General features: G+C 37.8%; 17 protein-coding genes. 8 read left to right on the top strand and 9 right to left on the bottom strand.

Going from position 1 to position 20,058, the window contains the following annotated elements; translation table 11 throughout:
• Positions 1–622: 622 nt before the first annotated feature.
• The gene (gene fadH / locus VIG73_RS03315) at positions 623–1,390 is read left to right on the top strand and encodes a 2,4-dienoyl-CoA reductase (RefSeq protein ID WP_331639127.1); all 768 of its coding nucleotides are present in this window, start codon (positions 623–625) and stop codon (positions 1,388–1,390) included.
• A gap of 317 nt (positions 1,391–1,707) precedes the next feature.
• Here the strand turns inward: fadH and VIG73_RS03310 are convergent, their stop codons facing one another.
• A complete protein-coding gene (locus VIG73_RS03310; RefSeq protein ID WP_331639126.1) occupies positions 1,708–2,478 on the bottom strand; it encodes an enoyl-CoA hydratase in 771 nt (256 codons plus the stop codon).
• A gap of 592 nt (positions 2,479–3,070) precedes the next feature.
• Between VIG73_RS03310 and wecB the strand changes: the two genes are divergently transcribed.
• The 4 genes from wecB (at position 3,071) to VIG73_RS03290 (ending at position 8,772) form a co-directional block, all read left to right on the top strand.
• Positions 3,071–4,228 (top strand): non-hydrolyzing UDP-N-acetylglucosamine 2-epimerase, encoded by a 1,158-nt coding sequence (gene wecB, locus VIG73_RS03305; protein WP_331639136.1) that lies wholly within the window; start codon positions 3,071–3,073, stop codon positions 4,226–4,228.
• 237 nt (positions 4,229–4,465) lie between these two features.
• Complete coding sequence (locus VIG73_RS03300) at positions 4,466–5,590, top strand: glycoside hydrolase family 113 (RefSeq protein ID WP_331639125.1); 1,125 nt, start codon at positions 4,466–4,468, stop codon at positions 5,588–5,590.
• 229 nt (positions 5,591–5,819) lie between these two features.
• The gene (locus VIG73_RS03295; protein ID WP_331639124.1) at positions 5,820–7,526 is read left to right on the top strand and encodes a polysaccharide deacetylase family protein; all 1,707 of its coding nucleotides are present in this window, start codon (positions 5,820–5,822) and stop codon (positions 7,524–7,526) included.
• Positions 7,519–8,772, top strand: coding sequence for a glycosyltransferase family 2 protein (locus VIG73_RS03290; RefSeq protein ID WP_331639123.1), 1,254 nt, complete (start codon positions 7,519–7,521; stop codon positions 8,770–8,772). The genes VIG73_RS03295 and VIG73_RS03290 overlap by 8 nt, the downstream gene beginning before the upstream one ends.
• A 61-nt stretch (positions 8,773–8,833) precedes the next feature.
• On the opposite strand, the gene VIG73_RS03285 is transcribed toward VIG73_RS03290, so the two are convergent.
• A complete protein-coding gene (locus VIG73_RS03285; RefSeq protein ID WP_331639122.1) occupies positions 8,834–9,187 on the bottom strand; it encodes a 2Fe-2S iron-sulfur cluster-binding protein in 354 nt (117 codons plus the stop codon).
• A 753-nt stretch (positions 9,188–9,940) separates the two neighbouring features.
• On the opposite strand from VIG73_RS03285, the gene pcp reads away from it, so the two are divergent.
• Positions 9,941–10,585, top strand: a complete 645-nt coding sequence (gene pcp / locus VIG73_RS03280; RefSeq protein ID WP_331639121.1) for a pyroglutamyl-peptidase I — start codon at positions 9,941–9,943, stop codon at positions 10,583–10,585.
• A 166-nt stretch (positions 10,586–10,751) separates the two neighbouring features.
• Here the strand turns inward: pcp and VIG73_RS03275 are convergent, their stop codons facing one another.
• From VIG73_RS03275 to VIG73_RS03255, 5 genes are all read right to left on the bottom strand, one after another.
• Complete coding sequence (locus VIG73_RS03275; protein ID WP_331639120.1) at positions 10,752–11,366, bottom strand: hypothetical protein; 615 nt, start codon at positions 11,364–11,366, stop codon at positions 10,752–10,754.
• A gap of 245 nt (positions 11,367–11,611) precedes the next feature.
• A complete protein-coding gene (locus tag VIG73_RS03270) occupies positions 11,612–12,517 on the bottom strand; it encodes a PfkB family carbohydrate kinase (RefSeq protein ID WP_331639119.1) in 906 nt (301 codons plus the stop codon).
• A complete protein-coding gene (locus tag VIG73_RS03265; protein WP_331639118.1) occupies positions 12,492–13,880 on the bottom strand; it encodes a purine-cytosine permease family protein in 1,389 nt (462 codons plus the stop codon). The genes VIG73_RS03270 and VIG73_RS03265 overlap by 26 nt, the downstream gene beginning before the upstream one ends.
• 3 nt (positions 13,881–13,883) lie before the next feature.
• Entirely contained in the window at positions 13,884–14,882 is a 999-nt protein-coding gene (locus VIG73_RS03260) for an ADP-ribosylglycohydrolase family protein (RefSeq protein WP_331639117.1), read from the bottom strand.
• 37 nt (positions 14,883–14,919) lie between these two features.
• Positions 14,920–15,624 (bottom strand): GntR family transcriptional regulator, encoded by a 705-nt coding sequence (locus VIG73_RS03255; protein WP_331639116.1) that lies wholly within the window; start codon positions 15,622–15,624, stop codon positions 14,920–14,922.
• A gap of 631 nt (positions 15,625–16,255) precedes the next feature.
• Here VIG73_RS03255 and VIG73_RS03250 point away from each other — a divergent pair.
• Positions 16,256–16,741, top strand: coding sequence for a hypothetical protein (locus VIG73_RS03250; RefSeq protein ID WP_331639115.1), 486 nt, complete (start codon positions 16,256–16,258; stop codon positions 16,739–16,741).
• Positions 16,742–16,920: 179 nt separating this feature from the next.
• Here the strand turns inward: VIG73_RS03250 and VIG73_RS03245 are convergent, their stop codons facing one another.
• Together VIG73_RS03245 and VIG73_RS03240 are read right to left on the bottom strand one after the other, a co-directional pair.
• On the bottom strand, positions 16,921–18,126 hold the full coding sequence (locus VIG73_RS03245; protein WP_331639114.1) for an MFS transporter: 1,206 nt from the start codon (positions 18,124–18,126) through the stop codon (positions 16,921–16,923).
• 379 nt (positions 18,127–18,505) lie between these two features.
• Positions 18,506–19,153, bottom strand: a complete 648-nt coding sequence (locus tag VIG73_RS03240) for a phosphatase PAP2 family protein (protein ID WP_331639113.1) — start codon at positions 19,151–19,153, stop codon at positions 18,506–18,508.
• Between the two features lie 207 nt (positions 19,154–19,360).
• Here VIG73_RS03240 and VIG73_RS03235 point away from each other — a divergent pair, with 207 nt between their 5' ends.
• Positions 19,361–19,735: a hypothetical protein gene (locus VIG73_RS03235; RefSeq protein ID WP_331639112.1), complete on the top strand. Its 375-nt coding sequence runs from the start codon at positions 19,361–19,363 to the stop codon at positions 19,733–19,735.
• Positions 19,736–20,058 lie beyond the last annotated feature (323 nt).

Below are 20,058 nucleotides of genomic sequence, written 5' to 3'. Positions count from 1 at the left end.
GGTGAGAAAGACACCATGTCACCATTCGTTCAAGGTCACTGTAATGAAAATAATGATGTGGTGAATCTTTGACCAGTCGGAGTATATCTCTTCTCGCCTATGCGGCACCTTTTTTTTCTACAGTGTAGACGATGTAGCCAGAACCTGTTAATGTCTGTTTTATTTTATGATCTGTATTTTCACTTAGAGCAATATAGCCATTAAGATAGTATTTTTTAATACAGGTAATGCTTGCTTCAAGTTTAGTAATAATTTTCCCCCGGGATTATGCATAATTAATATAAAAATGACATCTTTTATTTTTACACTTCCCTTATTTCGTTCGTCCAGTTCAAGTGTGCACATAAATGTTGTCTTGCAACAAGTTATAATAGAAGTTTGCAGAAATATCTATCATTTTTTAATGAGAAAAGAAAATCCAATTTACTATTGGCTGGTCACTTAGATTTATTAGAAAAGGTTAACGACTCCCATCCAATAAAGCTACTATACAATTGATTTTTTAAACAATTCCAATTATAATGATGTAAACGCATACAATGCAAATTGATGAATTAGAAGTACAGATTCAATATTTTTGACTATAAAATGAATGATTACTCATTCAGGGAGGGTGTTTACGATGAAAGGTGAAGTTGTTATCGTAACAGGTGGATCGAGTGGTATGGGGAAAGCAATGGCAAAGAAGTTTGCCGACATGGGAGCGAATGTTGCCATAACAGGGCGAAATGAAGAAAGGTTGCTGGCGACGAAAGAAGAGCTTGAAAAAACAGCGAAAGGAAAAGTGCTATCAATCGTTATGGATGTTCGTAATATTGCTGATGTTGACCGCATGGTAGAAGAGACAGTAGCTGAGTTCGGCACGATTGATCATCTGGTTAATAATGCAGCTGGTAACTTCATTGTGAAAGCCGAAGACCTGTCAGTCAACGGATGGAATGCTGTTATTGATATCGTATTGAATGGAACGTTTTATTGTAGTCAACGTGTCGGAAAATATTGGATTGACGAGAACAAGAAAGGATCGATTTTAAACATGGTCGCCACCTATGCTTGGGATGCAGGGGCTGGTGTCATACATAGCGCAGCAGCTAAGGCTGGTGTGTTAAGTTTAACACGCACATTGGCGGTTGAGTGGGGTGGTCGTTACGGCGTTCGTGTCAATGCCATCGCTCCTGGTCCAATTGAGCGTACAGGTGGAGCGGACAAACTCATGCTGTCTGAAAAAATGGCTGAGCGCACACGACAATCTGTCCCATTGAAGCGCTTCGGTACACCGGAAGAAATTGCAGGGCTCGCATATTTTCTATTATCCGAAGACGCCGCCTATATCAACGGAGAAGTTGTGACGATGGATGGTGGAATGTGGTTAAATCAGTTTCCGTTTTAGTAGGTTAATGGGAGTAGTTTGTCAGTAGAATAGTAGGTTAGATATACGAGTTTTTTTAAAAAATAAACCACGTGATATCGAATGTAAAAACCTAGATCTCATGTGGTTTTATTGTTCGAGTTACCGTTCTTGCAAAATCGCGCGACCCCGGGCCAGAATCGCGCGACCATAGCAACCTCTATTTAAAAACGAGCACCCCCTAACTTGTGTGCTCACGTTTTTGTTTGTAAACATGTCATGAACAGACAGAAAGCATCTTGGTAACAGGTAAGGTTGCACGTATCGGATTCCATAAAGCGCGGTAGCCCTTAGATTTATTATTTTCCTTTAAACACCGGTTTTCGTTTTTCTAAAAAGGCGCGCACTCCTTCTTGGTGATCTTCAGTACTTCTCATTTTGAGTTGGCCTTGTTTTTCTCGCTCCAAGAAATGCCGAAGCTCATCTTTTTTCTCTTCATGATAGATTATCTTGGATTCAATGATGGCTTGAAGGGGAGCGGCTTGTAATTGGGTTGCTAGATGTTTGGCTCCCAATTGTGCATCCTGATCTGTTAGGATTTCGACAAAGCCGATATTTTTCGCTGTTTCACCGCTAACTTGTTTCAGGCTCCAAATAAACTGCTTTGCCTGATGTACGCCGAGGCGTTCTTTTAGGAAGAAGTGTCCACCACCATCTGGAATTAAAGCGATGCCAGCAAAAAGCATGCCGAACTTCGCTTCTTGATGGGCGACAATATAATCGGAGTTTAGCGCTAAGCTTAATCCCAAACCAACAGCTGATCCGTTAACAGCGGCAATCGTAATTTTAGGAAGCATATATAATTTCAATGCGATGGCTTCTAGTGTTAGCATCACATTTTTAAACTGAGTGGCATCATGAAGTTGTTTCATCATAGCAATATCGCCACCAGAACTAAACGCCTTGCCTGCACCGGTCATAATGACAATGTTGTCATCATTTTTTTCTACTTGTTCAATTTTCTCTAATAACTGTTCCATCGTTTCGACATCAATCGCATTATAGCTATCTGGTCGATTTAGCATAATAGTTGAAACGCCATTTTCTCTAACTAACTTAACTTTTTCCATCCATATCACTCCTAAGTTATTTTTTCTTTGTCTTACTCCTCACCAACTACCTCCAAACTCAGATTCAGTAAGGAGTAGAGTACCGCACTCCCCACAAACTTCACAAAAATCAAGAATAAACAAGGAGTGGTATCTACGCCCAACGCTCGAAACAAAGCCCGCATTAAATCTAATGAGTCTCATGGGGAAATTTACACTTTAAATTACAATTTCTGTCATTCCTTCTCATCCTTAATAAACGGATTGCTACTCTTCAATATCGAATCATTTTTGCTCCACACAAATATGAATGATTACTCATTCACTGCGTATGCCATTCATTATAATAGATTATTCATAAAATTGAAAGTGTTAATCTAAACGGTAATGCAACTGCCAATCTGCTATTTGTTTCCTATTTCTAGATCAAAAATGTTTCCTAAACGAGATGGTAACTCAAGTTAAATAAATTATTATCTGAGTAGAGCAACTTAATCGGTGCACATTTTTTCTATTGAATCAGCATATTAATGAAAAGGTAATGCATTTTTTTAAACAGGAAAATATAGGAAATTTCAATCAATTGATTAAATGGGAATGAGGGATATCTATGATGAAAAGGAAGTGGAAGCGAATTAAAGTCATGACTATTTTTGGCACAAGGCCAGAAGCGATCAAAATGGCGCCGCTTGTTTTGGAATTAGAGAAGCGGAGAGAGATGTTTGAATCGATTGTTACTGTAACGGCCCAACATCGCGAAATGCTTGACCAAGTGTTAGATATTTTTAATATCACGCCGGATTATGATTTAAATATTATGAAACAGAAGCAATCTCTCGTAGACATTATGAACCGGACCTTAGCTGGGTTGAATCAAATCATGATAGAAGAAAAGCCTGATCTAGTTCTTGTTCATGGTGATACAAGTACGACATTTGCAGCCTCTCTTGCAGCATTTTATAACCAAATTAAGATTGGGCATGTGGAGGCAGGGCTTCGAACATGGAATAAATTTTCGCCATTCCCGGAAGAGATGAATCGTCAATTAACAGGTGTAATGGCAGATTTTCATTTTTCGCCGACAGAGACTTCAAAGCAACATTTGTTAGATGAAAATAAACGAGAAGAAAGTATTTATGTCACAGGGAACACTGCTATTGATGCACTGAAAACAACGGTAAATGAATCGTATACACATCCACTTCTTGAAGAAATTGGAGACAAGCGTTTAGTTCTAATGACGGCTCACCGGCGGGAAAATATCGGTAAAAACATGGAACAAATGTTTCGTGCTATTAGGCGCTTAGTTGAAACACACGATGATATTCATGTCGTATATCCAGTACATTTGAATCCGGTTGTTAAACGAACAGCCCATTCCTTTTTAGGAAAGCATGAGCGGATTCATCTTATTGAACCGCTCGATGTCGTCGATTTCCATAATTTTGCCGCCAAATCGCATCTTATTTTGACAGATTCTGGTGGTGTGCAAGAAGAAGCGCCTTCGTTAGGTGTTCCTGTTCTAGTTTTACGGGATACGACAGAACGCCCAGAAGGGATTGAATCAGGGACATTAAAACTAGCCGGAACAGAAGAAGATACCATTTTTCATTTAGCTAATGAACTCTTAACGAATCAAGGAGCATATGACAATATGGCACAAGCTAAAAACCCATATGGTGATGGCGACGCATCCATTAAAATTGTCGATGCGATTGAAGATTTCTTCAACAAATCAGTTCTAAAATTAGGGCATGTTTTAGAAGTATAGAGCTGATTCATGTGGGCTATGTGTTTGGGGATGAGTGAGCTGAGTGAATTAGAAATATTAATGAGAGAAAAGATTTTTGGCAAAACTGGATATAAAGCAATAGATAAACAGTTGAATGTGAAGCTATGACAGTTTTTGGTTATGGTTATAGCTTGAATCATTCCTTTTACATGTCAGAAGACGACTAGTAATTGAAGATTTTTTCATGGCTAACATGAACACAAAGGAGCGAAATAAGTGTCAAGGAAAACATCTATTCTCATACTCATTATGATCATCTCACTTGCCCTTATTTTTTTCACATGGCAAGGTTTGAAAAACAATCAAGTCGAATTGGATGAAGTCAAGCATACAACCACTCTAATCAAAAGGGAGTATGAACAATTGAAAAAACAAATAGCACAGCCAAAATATAAGAGTGATGAATTTCAAGCTGGTATGAATGTTCTTATTTATGGTCATCCAGAAAAAGAAGCGGCGATAGAGATGTTTCAGCATTTGCGTAAGTTAGGGATTAATAGTGTGGCGATTGTTTTTCCGATTTATCAAATGGGCATTCAAGCAAATGAAGTAAAAAACAACCCCATGATTACACCGACGATGACAGAAATTCGGACACTCATAGATGAAGCTCATGCAATCGGTCTTAGTGTCATGCTAAGACCGATTCTTGATGAAGAAAGCTTTCAGGCTGCAAATATGTGGCGGGGACAGATTAAACCGACAAATCCTGAAGCTTGGTTTGACAGTTATCAATCCTTATTGCTCACATACGCTAAATTGGCACAAGCGACTGATGTTGAAATCTTTAATATCGGGACAGAGTTTAATTCACTGCAAAAAAGTTATCAAGCTCAGTGGCAACGACTTATTCATGCATTGCGCGAAGCTTATCAGGGGGAACTGATTTATTCTTTTAATTGGGATACGGTTCATGATATCCCTAGGATTGAGTTCGTTGATTTACTTGATTATGTCGGGATTGATGCTTATTTTCCATTACATGCTTCTAACGGTGCGAGTGTTGAAACATTGGAAAAGGCATGGGATAAATGGATTGATCAAGTGAAGCGTCCACTTAAAAATAAGTCCGTCGTCATCACGGAATCGGGGATTGTTCCCGTTCGGGGTGCCTATCGAACGCCTTATTCATGGCAATTTCCAAACGGTAAGCTCGATTGGGACGCTCAAGCTCATTATTACGAGGCGACATATCGGGTTTGGAAACCGCTCATTCAGGGGATTTATTGGTGGAGTGTCACGTTGGATGAGAATCCGGGTGCCGTTAATTATTCACCACTTCATTCGCAAACAGAATTTGTCATCAAACGTCACTTTTTAAAGAATTGGAAGAATGATTAACCTTGTAAAACAACATCGGAATAAATGTAAATATAACGACGAAAAATGACTCATTTAGTTAAGAAAATGAATGAGTCACTTTTTTATTTCATTTTTTGGTCTTTTTTCCCTTGCTCCTTAATAACATAGCCTTAGCGCTAAAGAAGAATATATTTATAGAAGGGATAGGGAAATGAGAGAGAGTATGAAGGTCGTATGCACACTAATAATTATCGGAGTGGTTATTTTTTTGCGTGTAACAAATCATGTTGTTTCTGCTGAGAGTGTGAGCGGAGAAAATCCTAATGTATTAGTTATTTATTCGTCCGAGAATAAGACAATCGATGAACATCAAAAAATGCTAGATATGTTAATAGGGCATTTTACTGAAAATATTCGATTTGTATCGACTTCAGAAGTGGAGAAAAAGGATATAGAGGAAGTGGATGTCGTATTTTACTATGGTCAACGAAAGGAGCTGTTACCAAGAATGTTAATCAGCACAGTCGCGAAATTTACAGGTGTAATGGTTGCGATAGGACATAATGTCGAACAGTTCGGGGAACGTTTTTCTTTCATAGACTGGAGAGTGGATAGTGCTGTGATCGAGGAAGTGATTCATACAAAGGAAATAGATAAGCAGATTTCTATTGTTCCCCAAAGTATTATAAATATTGACATTTCCAGGCAACAGCAAGCAATAGCAATATTGCTTGGAAAGAAGAAAAATGAGACACATCCATTATTGGTGAAGTATAAAAAAGACTATTATTTTGCTTCCAATCTATTAAAACAACCTTTTTCGATTGTATTTGCTGAAGCTCTTCACGAGGTATTTTCTACTGAGACTAGAGAAGATGCGGAGTCGCCGCTTGGTTATATTCGCCTAGAAGATATTCATCCATTAGTAGATCCTGAAAACATGATGGCCATTGCTAATATATTAGCGGAGAAAAATATTCCATACATGATAGCAGTCATTCCTGTGTATACAAACCCAGAGACAAAAAAACAATATCATTTATCCGATTCACCCAAATTATTAAAAGTACTAAAGTATATGCAAGATAATGGTGGCAGTATTGTTTTGCATGGCTATACACATCAGTTTCGTTTAAGTGAAACGGGGGAAGGGTTTGAATTCTGGGATGTAGAATACAATATGCCGATTTACCACGGACCGGATGATGCCGTTCGAGTGAAAACAAAAGATGATTTTGGAGATGAGGATGAATATGAGCAATTTTTAAGTGAACAAAAAGCGTATGAAAGGGAATATATTGAAGAACGATTAACGAAGGGGATTCAGGAATTAGCTAATTACGGTTTATATCCGCTTGCTTTTGAAGCGCCACATTATACGATGTCCCAGTATGGATATGAGGTGGCTTCTGAATTCTTTTCAACGTATGTCGGTCAGTTGCAACTGAGTGATGAAGATTGGGAAATCATGACGACAGTACCATATATGTCTAAGCCAAGTTTCTTGCATGGTATGCAGTTACTTCCAGAAACCATTGGCTATGTCAAACCTGATGATTCACAAGCGATAGAAAAAATGGTACTAAACGCGCAAGATTACCAGTTTGTTAGAGATGGGATAGTGGCGGGATTTTATCACCCTTATCTTGGAGTGAAGCTGTTTGAGGAATTGATAGCGGAGTTGGAAAAATTCCCACAAATAAACTGGATTGACTTAAAGCAGCTGAATCATCGTGTACAAACGGATTACGTGGATATAAAAACCAAAAACGGAGAAATCGTTGTAAAGATAAACCATTTAGGTCTTTTTAAATCCTCATTTGATTACTTTGGTTATCACATGAATAACATTCTCGTCATTATACTTTGGTCTGTTGCTGGTATTGGGGCACTTGCGGTTGTGAATTTTATATATCGAATTATTTCTATAAGCTATAGAAATGGGCGGATAAAACGGGGGTATTCGATTGACTAACCAATTATTATATGTATCGCTATTCATTATATGGTTAAAGCTTTTTTATCACATGATTTTGATTCAAGGCGGTTATTATTTTTCTTTAAAATATGAGCGTATCATGAAGTTGTGGTTAGAAGATTCGCCAGATCCACCGACTGTTAGCATCCTTATTCCAGCACATAATGAAGCAGTTGTTATAAAAGAGACGATTGAATCAATGATTCGATTAAATTATCCGGAAGATAAATTAGAAGTCATTATTATCAATGATAATTCATCGGATGCAACGGGTGAGATTACCGATTCGTACGCCAAGGACCATGCCTTTATCAAAGTCATACATAATAAACCACCTTTAGCAGGGAAGGGAAAATCAGGCGCTTTAAATGTAGGGTTAAAACAGGCCACTGGCGAGATTATTGTTGTTTATGATGCTGATAACACACCCGAGCCTGACGCTGTTCGGAATCTTGTACTAACCTTGCAACATGATAAAAAGGCAGGAGCAGCTGTTGGGAAATTTCGGGTTGTCAATGCGAAGAAAAATTTACTCACCCGTTTCATTAATATTGAAACGATTACCTTTCAATGGTTAGCCCAAGCTGGAAGATGGTTTTTATTTAAAATGACGACGATACCGGGAACAAATTTTGCCATTAGACGGTCTATTTTGGAAAGATTAGGTGGGTGGGACGAAAAGGCCTTATCAGAAGACACCGAATTAAGCATCCGTGTGTATAACTTAGGTTATTATATCCGGTTTAATCCAGCGGCGATTACTTGGGAACAAGAACCAGAAACATGGAACGTATGGTGGAACCAAAGAACACGATGGGCACGCGGAAATATGTATGTCATTGGCAAATATTTAACACGATTCCACCAGTTAGCGAATAAAAAAGTGTTGATCGATTTAGTTTATTTTCTATTAACTTATTTTTTATTTTTTACAGGTGTCTTGATCTCTCATAGCATTTTCGTCATCAATTTATTTGTCGACTTGGACATTTCCATTGGTCATGTTTCCGTTGTGTTATTGGTCGTCGGTTTTTTGCTTTTTGTTACAGAGGTATGGCTGGCACTATGTATTGAAAAGCAATTGAACGTAAAAAATGCTGTTATCGTGTTCCTCATGTATGCCATGTATTCGCAACTCTGGTTATTGTTAATCGTTTATTCCGCGATGATGGAGTTTAAGCGGGTCATGCTTAACCAGGAGGTAAAGTGGTATAAAACGGCTCGATTTAAGGAAGGGTCATAATGCATTGTTGGCATTAATTGAAACGGTCACGCTTGGAAAAGTGCGGCCGTTTTTATCTATTTTATCCGCCATTCTCTAGTTCCCGTTGTTTCGCCAAAAGGGCACGGACCCTAGCACGAAATGGGTCTTCTGGAATATAGACCTCGACTGTTTGATACACTCGTGTTTGGCAGCTGAGGCGCATCCCTTTTTCGATTTGTTCCTCGCCGAGTCTTTGTACCTCATTATGCCCGGGATGAGAAATACTATTTTGTTCATGGATTATTACTTTGCATGTCGTACAAGATGCTCTACCTCCACATTTATGTCTTAATGGAATACGTCCTTGCTTTGCAGCCCGTAAAATGGTATGTCCTTCGCGAATCGTTACTTCTTTTATATTTTCGTCTGCATCATGAAAAATCACTTTTGCCATTGTTTTGCTCCTCTATTGTTTTATTTTATTATATATGAATGAGCTCACCATACGTGTCATATTCATGCGTATAATCTGACTAATCGTGCAAGTTACCTCTTGCAATTTGCACAAATGATGTTGTCGCCCTGATTAATAGTGCAAGTAAATCCTATCAATATTCTAATTACGTACATCAACCGAGTAATAGGTACAATTGCCTACTTCAATTTGCTCTAAACTCGTGCATAAATCTCCAAGTAGGCACATTGTTATCACCATACCTTGGATGGCGGAGTGATGTGTATCATGGTTTGACTCCTTATTTTTATTTTTAGTATAACGGATGTTGAAAAACGAGGCGAGTAATTGTTATATATGATATATCAATTATCGTAGGTGAGATGTGTTGTAAGTTACCCTCTTTCTATGAGCATCGTTTGCTCGTTTCCATGACAGATGCTATTATTCTGATAGAATAGAAAGATATTCCGATGTGAAGTCGTGTCAGAAACGAACCCTATAACTCGCAGAGACCACCTACCCGATGTGATCTTGCCCAGAACAGGATAATCATAACGGATAGAATTTTTTACCCGATGTGAAGCGGGTGAGAAGCGTAACCCGCAACTGGTAGAGGTCCGCGCTTAATATGAACACATTCACGTAATAGAAAACGCAAAGAGTGCGAACGTAGACCTGATAAATATTCATAACCTTTTGCAATAAATAGAGTGTTAGCTTCTTAAAAATCAACTTTCGGAGGTCTTACATATGAAAAAAGTATTATTGACAGGTTTTGACCCGTTTGGAAAAGAAACAATCAATCCCGCTTTGGAAGCAGTGAAACAGCTTGATGGTTTGGTGGTTGATGATATCGAGCTTATCGCTTTAGAAGTGCCAACAGTGTTTCAAAAATCGATTGAGGTCGTTCAGAACGGGATAGAAAAGCATAACCCTGATGTTGTGATTTGTGTCGGACAAGCTGGTGGAAGAACGCAAATCACACCCGAAAGAGTCGCAGTCAATATCGATGATGCACGCATTCCGGATAACGAAGGCAATCAGCCAATCGATGAACCAATTGTAGAAGGAGGACCCGCTGCATATTGGACAACCCTTCCGATTAAAAAAATGATTCAAGAGATGCGCCGTGCAGGTGTGCCAGCTGCTGTCTCCAATACAGCCGGGACTTTTGTGTGTAATCATCTTTTTTATGGAGTGATGCATCATCTTCACGAACAAGCCCCTCATGTTCGCGGTGGCTTCATCCATATTCCTTTTATACCAGAGCAGACGTTAGAAAATGGTGCGGCAAGCATGAGTCTTGATGTGATTGTGAAAGGATTAAAGGGAGCTGCAGTCATAGCGGTGAAAGTAAAAGATGATATTCGTGACGGGGGAGGAACATTGCATTAGACGGAGACACTCGGATTTCGCTATGCTTGTTTTGATGCCTGTCCTAAATTAGAATGGGCATCCCTTATTTTTGGCCTTTTTATTGTATTTTTTCAAAAGAAAAGCCTCTTTTATTTTAAGGGCTTCTATGTTAATTTTTTTATCATAGGTGCAGCAAGAATATTCCTTAGTTTAACTTTTCCTTTACTCTTTGTATAAATTTCTCTTTATCAAGGATTTGCATTTCACCTTCTTTGATTGTGAGGTGAGTTTCATCAAATGTCTCAGAGCTTCTCTCAATATCTTTTAATTCATCCAACGGCTCACCTAGTTTTACAATATGTTCATCTGAATTAATATAAAACATGCCTGTGTCGGCACCAAAAAACCAATAATCTGCTTCACCAGCTACAATCTTTTTCATAAAAAGGATATATTTTTCTCCAGGGTGAAATGGCTTTAGATAGCTAAAAGGCCATTCCTTAGTACCTTCTTGTTTGATAGTGATTTTCTCATTGTCTTCGTTCCCTTTGATTGTATGGTTAACCTTGGCTTGGAATACTGAATATGGAATCGGATTTTCATCGACTTCCTCTATTTTCCCTATAATTTCAATTTCAGCAATTAAATCGGCGTCTTGTGCACCTTCAGTTAAATTAAACGCTAAGATTGTGGCATCAATATGAACTAATTCATCGTGATTGTTATTCTGCTTTTCTTCTTTATTTGTTTCTTTAGCATCACAGGCGATAAGGAATAGGACACAGATAAGCAGGCAGAGTAATTTTACTTTATTTATCATCCCTACATACCCCTTATGAGATATCGTATAATGAATGTTAATTAATACAAGTTGTGAATGAAGGATTAAACGCAGAGTAACGCGCTCTCCACTTCGCACAAACTCCGATAAAAATAAAAATAAAAATAAGCGAGGAGTAGAGCCTTCCACTTCGCGTAAACTCCAGTAAAAACCAAAGTAGACGAGGAGTAGAACACTCTCCCGCGCAAAAACATAGAATTTCCATCCCGCTAGTACATAGCCTTTTAAATAATACTCGTCAAATCCCCACCTGTTTGTTGCACAACTTTAGCTGCAATATCATTCCCTAATTGGCAGGCTTCTTTTACCGATAAACCTTGTGCGATTCCGCTGATGAAAGCGCCAGTATGTGCGTCGCCAGCACCGATTGTGTCAACGGCTGTTACAGGATGAGCGGGAATAACGCCGGATTGATACCCATCAAGAAAAAAGCACCCCTCACTTCCCAACGTTACAACGACAGCTTCATTTGTTATCTGATGGAGTTTTCTCGCGCTTTCTTCAAGGGATGCCGCTGGAACAAGTGCCATTAATTCATTCAAGTTACAATGCAAAATCGTACGTAAATGTAAAATAGCATCTAAAACAGTTTGATTGATATAGGATACGCGAGGTCCTGGATCGAAAACAACCACTGCATGGGGTGCTTTTTTTGCTTGCAATTGTTTCAATAAGACCACGCCTGATGGGCCTTCTAATTCATATCCTGATACATAGATGTAGTCATAGTCATGGAGTGCTACACCTTCAAACCATGCATCTTTCCAATTCGTCTCTAACCCAGGAACAGAAAGGAAAGTTCGTTCGCCATCGGGCTCGACAAATGAAATATTCCAGCCGTTATCTTGTGATGCATCATCGACCATCAGTGGGATGTTGAGCTTCTTAAAATGTGAGCGAATGATATCAGCGTACGGTCCGCTTCCAACTGGGACGAACAAAGTATTTTCCAAAGAAAAATTTCTAATGACCTGTTGGACATTATAAGCACAACCGCCGACCATTGTTTCGATATGTTCACCGTAAATATCTTCACCGGATTTCGGTAGTTGGCTTACTCGTACGATGACATCAATAACTGCAGCCCCGATGATTAAGATGTTTTTACTTGGCTTGTTGTTTCGGCTCACTGATGTGTCCTCCCTTGTTTATGAACGGATGTAAGATGATATAGGACAGATAACTACTCATAAATGCGAGTAATAATCCTAAGCTATTGTCCCGGAAAATTCCAATTGCAAACGGTCCGTCAAAAAAGTCCGTATTCGTAAATAGAAAACCGATAATAGTTCCGACAAACCAACTGATGACACCAACTTTGTTCAATGCATGATTCCCATTCGGGTTGAGTAGTGCTAAATCATAGCCTTGTTTTCTATTAAAATAGTAATCTGCTATAAAGACGGCACCCCATGCAGCGATTCCGATACCTAGTAGGCCTAAAAACAACTCGAAATTATATAAAAAGTCTTGAGAAATAAAGAGCACATAAATCGGAATAAAAATCATAATCGCACCATGTATCGTTAATGATACGCGGTCAGATACACGAATATTCATCGTTTCTAAATTAACGCGTGCCGACTTCAAACTAATAATACATTGTGGAATTAATCCACCCACCGCTGTTATAAAATAAATAACTGAAATCCATGACGGTAAAGCATGGGCGATGACATCAATTGGATTAGCAGATGTCGCGATATCTGGTAAAGATGTACTAAGCAAAATCCCAACAAACATAATGATAAATAAAGGAATAACAGCACCCAATACAACACTATACATGATTGCTGAATTCTTGTTATCTGGTGATTGATAGGCACTATAGTCTGCCCCAGCAATTGACCAACTAATTCCGGTACCAGCCATAATAATTGATACAGCAGGTAAGAACCCTGTTAACCAACTGCCATTTGGCATATTAAATAGTTGTTGCCAGTTGGTATCCGGAATAAGGATTGCTAAAACTATTAGAGTTAGACCGCCGAAGACATAGGTGAAAAATGTTTGTAGTTTTGCAAGTTGCTGTTGATTTAATAGTCCTGAGAGTAAAACTAATGAAGCAAAAATAAGTAGGCAGATAATCGTCGTGGTGTTATTTTGACTCATGTTAAACACATTCATCAAAGAAAGTAAAATTAATGTTCCAGTGACAACATTGACAGCAAGCCAACCGACTAGATTTAACCAACCTAGAAAGTTTGGAATCCAATTTCCTTTTATTCCAAAGGCGGCCCTAGATAACATAAATGTCGTAATCCCATTTTTCTTTCCAATCACACTAATATAACCGACCAAAATAAATGACAATGATGCAATCAATGCGGCTAATGTTGATTGAATGAAACTTAGTTGAAATGCAACAATCATGGCACCATAAACAACACCTAGAATACCAATATTAGCAGCAAACCAAATAAAGAATAAATCTTTTGGTTTCCCGACTCGTTCATCCTTTGGTACTGTAATCAATTCTTTATTTTTATTCATTTCTTACCCTCCAACTCGTTCCCTATAATTTAAAAGAAATTGCGCATAATGATTGAAGTCAACTTGATTATTTTCATTAATAATACGAATGTAGTTTTTATTGATTTGGTCTACTCCTTGTTTTGCTCCACAAATTGCGGTTGCCATTGCTCCGATGGTATCTGTGTCACCTCCTAGATTCGCACAAAAAATCGCGCATCGCTCCACAGTTTTCGTGTAATAGGCAATGCTTAGTGCAGCGGGTACGGATTCACTCGTTAATACACCCGCTCCAATGACATCATAAATATGCTTAGCGAATGTTTCTTCATCATCTGAAAATTCATGAGCATATGTGAGACCGAGTTCTAAACGTGCTTTTAATGAAGGACTAAATGTTTCAGAACCATAGCTAAGTGCTTGATCATAGATAGTTATCGTATCAGTCATAATCTCATCCCATGATTTTTGCTCCATTGCTGAGCTAACTGCTCCTGCAATCATGGCTGCTCCAGCAATCGCAACATCAGAAGCATGTGTCACTTGACTCACTTGCCAGACATAATCAATGAGAGCGTTGGATTGATTGGAATTAAATAAGCATCCGATTGGTGCAATACGCATCGCTGCTCCGTTTGTTTCAGCTTGTGCTGTGATTGTTGTTGGGTCTTGTCCATTTTTTACAGCGAAGAGCGCTGCTTTCGAATTGGGTCCAAGTATTTCATTATCAAATGCTCGGATGCGGTCAGCCCATTCAATTAGTTTTTTTGCGATAAGTTGTTGGTCTGGTTGAAAATCGTTTGCGATAAGTGCGTCTAAGAAGATGAGAGCTTGAGTGGTATCGTCGGTATACTGTCCTTTTGTAAAGTGTTTGGCTACTTCATTTGATTGTGGCCCATCTAGAAATGTATCGATTTTTCCGAAGTAAGATTTCACCTTGTTTCGGCTCCATAATTCAGATGGCATGCCCATTGCATCGCCTATTGCTAGTCCATAAAGTGTTCCTAATATATGATTTTTCATGTGATTCCTCCTTGATGCCTTACCACTTCAAACATAATTAAATACTAATAACAACATTAAAATCTGCCTTCTCATTATAGACGACATGAACTTCTTCTATCGCTCTTCTGCGCGTATCGAATACATAGCCTTGGACGGTTAACAATGGGGCGGGTGTGTCTAAACCAAAATAATTCATTAGCTTGTTATCTGCTAAGATTGCTTTTACATTTAATCGTGCATGATCTGGTGTTGTGTTGAATTTATTTTGGAGTGTGTCGTATAGTGACAAGCGAGAGAAATCATATTCTTCCAAACTAGGAAACATATCTAGATTTAAAATAGATGTATCTAAGGTGATCCACTGGTTGTGATCTGATTGTTTAAATCCACGCAAGCGCACGAGTTTTAAAAAATTAGTTTGATTAACTGTAAATATTTCGTGATTGATCACTTCTGTAACCGGCACTTGATTCGCTTTTTTTGCATAGGTTGAAAAACTACTGAAGTTCCAGATGTTTTTACGAACTGGACGCAATCGTACAAAACTCCCTTTCCCGTGAATTTTTTCTATAATTCCATCATTAACCAAAATAGCTAGCGAGCGCTGAATCGTTGTGCGTGTGACACCAAATTGCTCAGCGAGATCATTTTCAGAAGGTAGCTGATCACCATTTTTATATTCTCCTGATAAGATTCTCGTTCTCAAGTCCTCACTAATCTGAATGTAAATAGGGATAAAACTCTCTTTGTCAATAGCCAATGATGTTCGACCTCCTATAAGATGTAAATCATGTTGCCACTAAATGAACTTATGATTCTGATTGGAGCGAGATATTCGCCGTAGAACAACACAATTTTATAGAAACCAAACGTCACTTAACTACTTGAGTAGACAAGTTAATAAAATGTGACCGTTTACATTATATTAGACTTTTTGTCAAGTTGTGTCAAACATTATTCAAAAAATTTAAAATGATACATAGATTATTGTCAACTTATATAGGTTATAAATAAAATCGTAATAGATAATATGTTATAATTTATGAACAAATCAATATATTTATGGGGAAAGTGATATGTGGAAGGTTCTATTATTCATAATTCTTTTTTAGCCATGTTTTTTTGTTAGGTATTTTAACATATAAACGTAATTTGAGAAAAGATAAGTTCGATCTTTTAAGTTTTTATGAGCAAGAATAAAGAAAACCTTTCAGTTACGATGATAGCAAATGGAGAAGTAACACTTGAATATTGTGCAGTTTACAAGGATCCAGTAGTATTGCTAATGATAGGGAGTTTATAGAGAAGTTACAAACAATATTTTAAATGAAAATGTGATTTCTTAGGACTTTCATGGCTTTAAAAAATCCATATAGGAGAAGGTGATTTTATTGCCTAATCGCTCGGAAAACAAAAATTTCTTACGGATCTTTTTACCAATTTATTTATTGCTTATGTTTTTTTCATATGGTCTATATCTATTTTTAGAAAAATATCGTTTATTGCAAGCTGAGGAGCGTATGATGCAGAACGATATAACAGAGCAAGATATGAGTTTGATGGATCAACTCGGGAAGTGGCCGATGTATGCAGAAGAGGCGTTTTTCTTCATATTTATTGTGACAGCTGTGTATTTATTTATTAGGTATCGGAAAAATCGTCGATATGTGAACGTCTTCTTAGTTGTGAATGGAATCTTATTTGCTGGTATTTACCTCATCAGTTTATTACTAACTAGATTATTAGACATGACTATAGGCAATATGTATCAGCCGATGATTGTACCTGCACAGTTTCTAATATTACTATTCATTTATACATTATTCCGAAGAAGAAAGGAGTGTCAAGAGCGTTGTGTTCGTCAGTTTGTAAAATGAGTCTTGATAGAATTGAAAGGTAGAAAAAAGATCTAATATTTTAGTGAAGTGAATCGCAAACAATTATACCATCCTCATCTCAAAAAATAATCCGTGAAATGAAACAAGCGGAGAAAACCAGTTTTCTCCGCTTGAGTTTTTAATTGCTTACTTTTTTTGTTGAGATGTTTACAATAGGATCAATGCTGTGTATTCCTAATAAATAGCTCTTTGTTTCTACGGACGATAAAGCTAACTAGGATAAGTAAAAATCCCGAAATCATGAACACTACTCGTATTCCTATAACATCTGCTAGGACTCCCATCGCGAGTGAGCTAACACCAAAAATGCCCGTTGCTATCGCGCTCAGTGATGTGTATACTGTTGACAATTTTTCTTTTGCTACACTCGTTTGAATCACCGTTTGTTGGGGGATGCTTTTTATTTGCCCGAAAAACCCCACACAAAGTGATAGGAAGAGCGCCATAATTGGAAAGCTATTCACACTAAATAGAATGGTAACGCCGGCACTTGCTAAAGAACCGATGAAAATATATAAGCCTAATTTCTTTTCAATTAAATGGGCGTATCGGATGCAATATATACTTCCAATAATTAGGCCGACAAAGAATGCCCCATTGATAAAGCCCCACCATGTTTCATCAACATGAAGTGCATCGCTTACAAAGACGTATAGAATTGCCGCAATCCACACTGTTCCCGCGATCGTTTCTAATAGTTCAATCCAGACAATTTTTTTCAATACGGGTACTTGTGATAATGTTTTCCAACCAGCTTTTATTTGGTCGGATGCTTCTGGCGTTTCGGTTGATTCGTGTATGACATTTTCGAGTAAGCATAGAATGATACTTGAAATGAAAAATAATCCACCCACAATCCAAATTAATTGCTGTTGATCCATGACGATCAAAAATAAACTTCCGACAAACCACATGACCGTTTGGATGATTTGAGCAATTGTGTCGGCGAGTCCATTGGCTTTTAGTAATTGCTCTGGTTTCACATAATGTGGTATGAGAGTACTGCCTACTGGATTGGCGCAACCATCGAGAAAGGCGATCAGTCCGATGACGACAAACACAAGATAGTAATTCTCAGCTGTAATGTGAGTAAAGATGCCACCCAGTATGACCAGTAGGATTGTTTTTCCTACCTGTGAACTAGCTAATAGCCATTTCAAGTTGACTTTACCAATTAAAATCGGTGTCAAAAGGCTCGATATGAACATCGCTGTCGTAATTGTAAATGGAACAAATGATGCAACAGTTGCTGAATCAGTTAGGATGAAAATCGTGCTTATGATACTCACCATATAAAGGACATCACCAATATCAGCAAATGATAGTCCAAACAACAATAAAGAAAAATTTCTATTCAGTTTCATTTATTTCCCCCTATTTTTATGTCAATCTTTTTTTAAAAAAAGGGGTTAAATCAGATTGGACGAATCATTTGATGACTCCTTTTATATTAGAGGATAAATCTGGGGGAGCGAATTTATCCTTTTTTTATCCATGAAAAATATCTTTAATTTAATCATATATTATCATATAATTTAGAAAAGATATACTTTGTTTGGTATTACAAAAATTTCTTATAAAAGTGTTGCTCAAAATCGCGCAATCCCAGGCTAAAATCGCGCGACCCCGGCGAAAAATCGAGCATCCAAATTTTCAACCCGAACATGGTCCCCTTTAACAGTGTGTCCTAATCCCGAGCCGTCTTCTATACCCAAGTTTCCAATCCTGGTTAATCCATTCGTCTCACTGCTCAATCATTCGTGAGCGTTTCAGAATGGGTTGTACCTCTAATAAAATGATTGTGATTAAAAACAAGCTTAATAAATACCCACCGATGACATCACTTGGGAAATGAACGCCTAAGTAAATTCTACTCATACCAACAAATAAAATAAGGAGACTACTCGCGACAATCATTAAAACTTTACTGCGGCGCGATTGTATGTATGTTAATAAAATAAGTGCCATCATACCGTAGGCAGCAAATGCCCCCATTGAGTGTCCACTTGGAAAGCTGTAACCTGTTGCTTCTGCTAATCGATAAAAGCTTGGTCGTTCGCGTTGTATCGCGTATTTTAATGCTTGATTTATTATCCCCGTACCGATAATGGTCACTGATAAAATGATGATATGATTCGAATGTTTCCCCTTTACATATAAAAAGCCGGTCATTACCAAAAATACAAGCATAATGGTTTTGTATGAACCAATTAAGGAGAATATATTCATCACCATTGTCATAAAGGGTGATTCTAACCCTTGCACAATTTCAATGATAAAGAGGTCGAATGTTTGTAGACCGTCTAAATATACGAATACTGCTATAGCAAGAAAACCGATTAATGAGAGATAACTTATTGTAGCAAGAAGGCGCTTTTGGTTGCGCTCCATATACTATCACCTGCTTTGTGAAAAAATGATTGCTTTCAATTAAAATACTAAAACTTTATTATATAGTTATTTCCAGTTTCTTATCAAATAATGTTATTTCTTATGGAGTATACTTCCATATAGTTACCCAAAAATAAAGAACATGTTTAAAAAGGCAACACTTCTTCATAAAGGTACGTCTAATAGAGAAAGGGAGGAAGAGCTAAAATGCGGCCATTCATTGTTTCGATTTTACTCATTATTGTTACTGTTGCAGGATGTTCGGCAGGGGAAGAAGAAGTAACTATTGACACGATTGATGCTGAAGAGGTTTTATCATTGGATCCCGATGCTGATATTTTTCAATTCGATGGTGTCATTTACCAGACTAATATTGATTGGGTAGAAGAATTAGATTTAACAAAGGACGTTCAAATTGGTGAAATAAAAAAGAGGAATGATACGAATACAGACTTTAGTGATGACATGTCTAATAAACTTCCTGTTGGTACAAAGATTTTTTCAGCAAAAGAAAGAGGGGATATTTTACTGGTTGAATTCTATGGGGAAATCTTGAAATACCTAGTAGTTGTTGAAGGTTAATGTGATATTTTAAGGAGGCTGTGACATTAAGAATGTACTAACTTCAAAGGCGAACATGTTACGATTTTAGCAGAGGGAATATACGTAGCTTCCAATTGAGAAAAAGGCATGGTGAGACCCAGAGTGCGTTAACACAAGGAGGCTCACCAGCAGCTAGCAGATGTCGCGCTAGTACCCCGAGTGGTGAAAGCGAAATATATTTTCGAAGCGGTGGATATGGACTTCGTTCGGATTTTTCTTTTGTAAAATACATTTTGTCTTAGCCTCTTCTAATGTGATTTTTTTGGAAACAAATTTTTTGAGATGGCGAGGTTATTTATATC

Origin of the sequence: Cerasibacillus sp., from assembly GCF_036516575.1 — a bacterium.
Lineage (GTDB): Bacteria > Bacillota > Bacilli > Bacillales > Amphibacillaceae > Cerasibacillus.
This window is presented reverse-complemented; position numbering and strand designations above follow the sequence as displayed.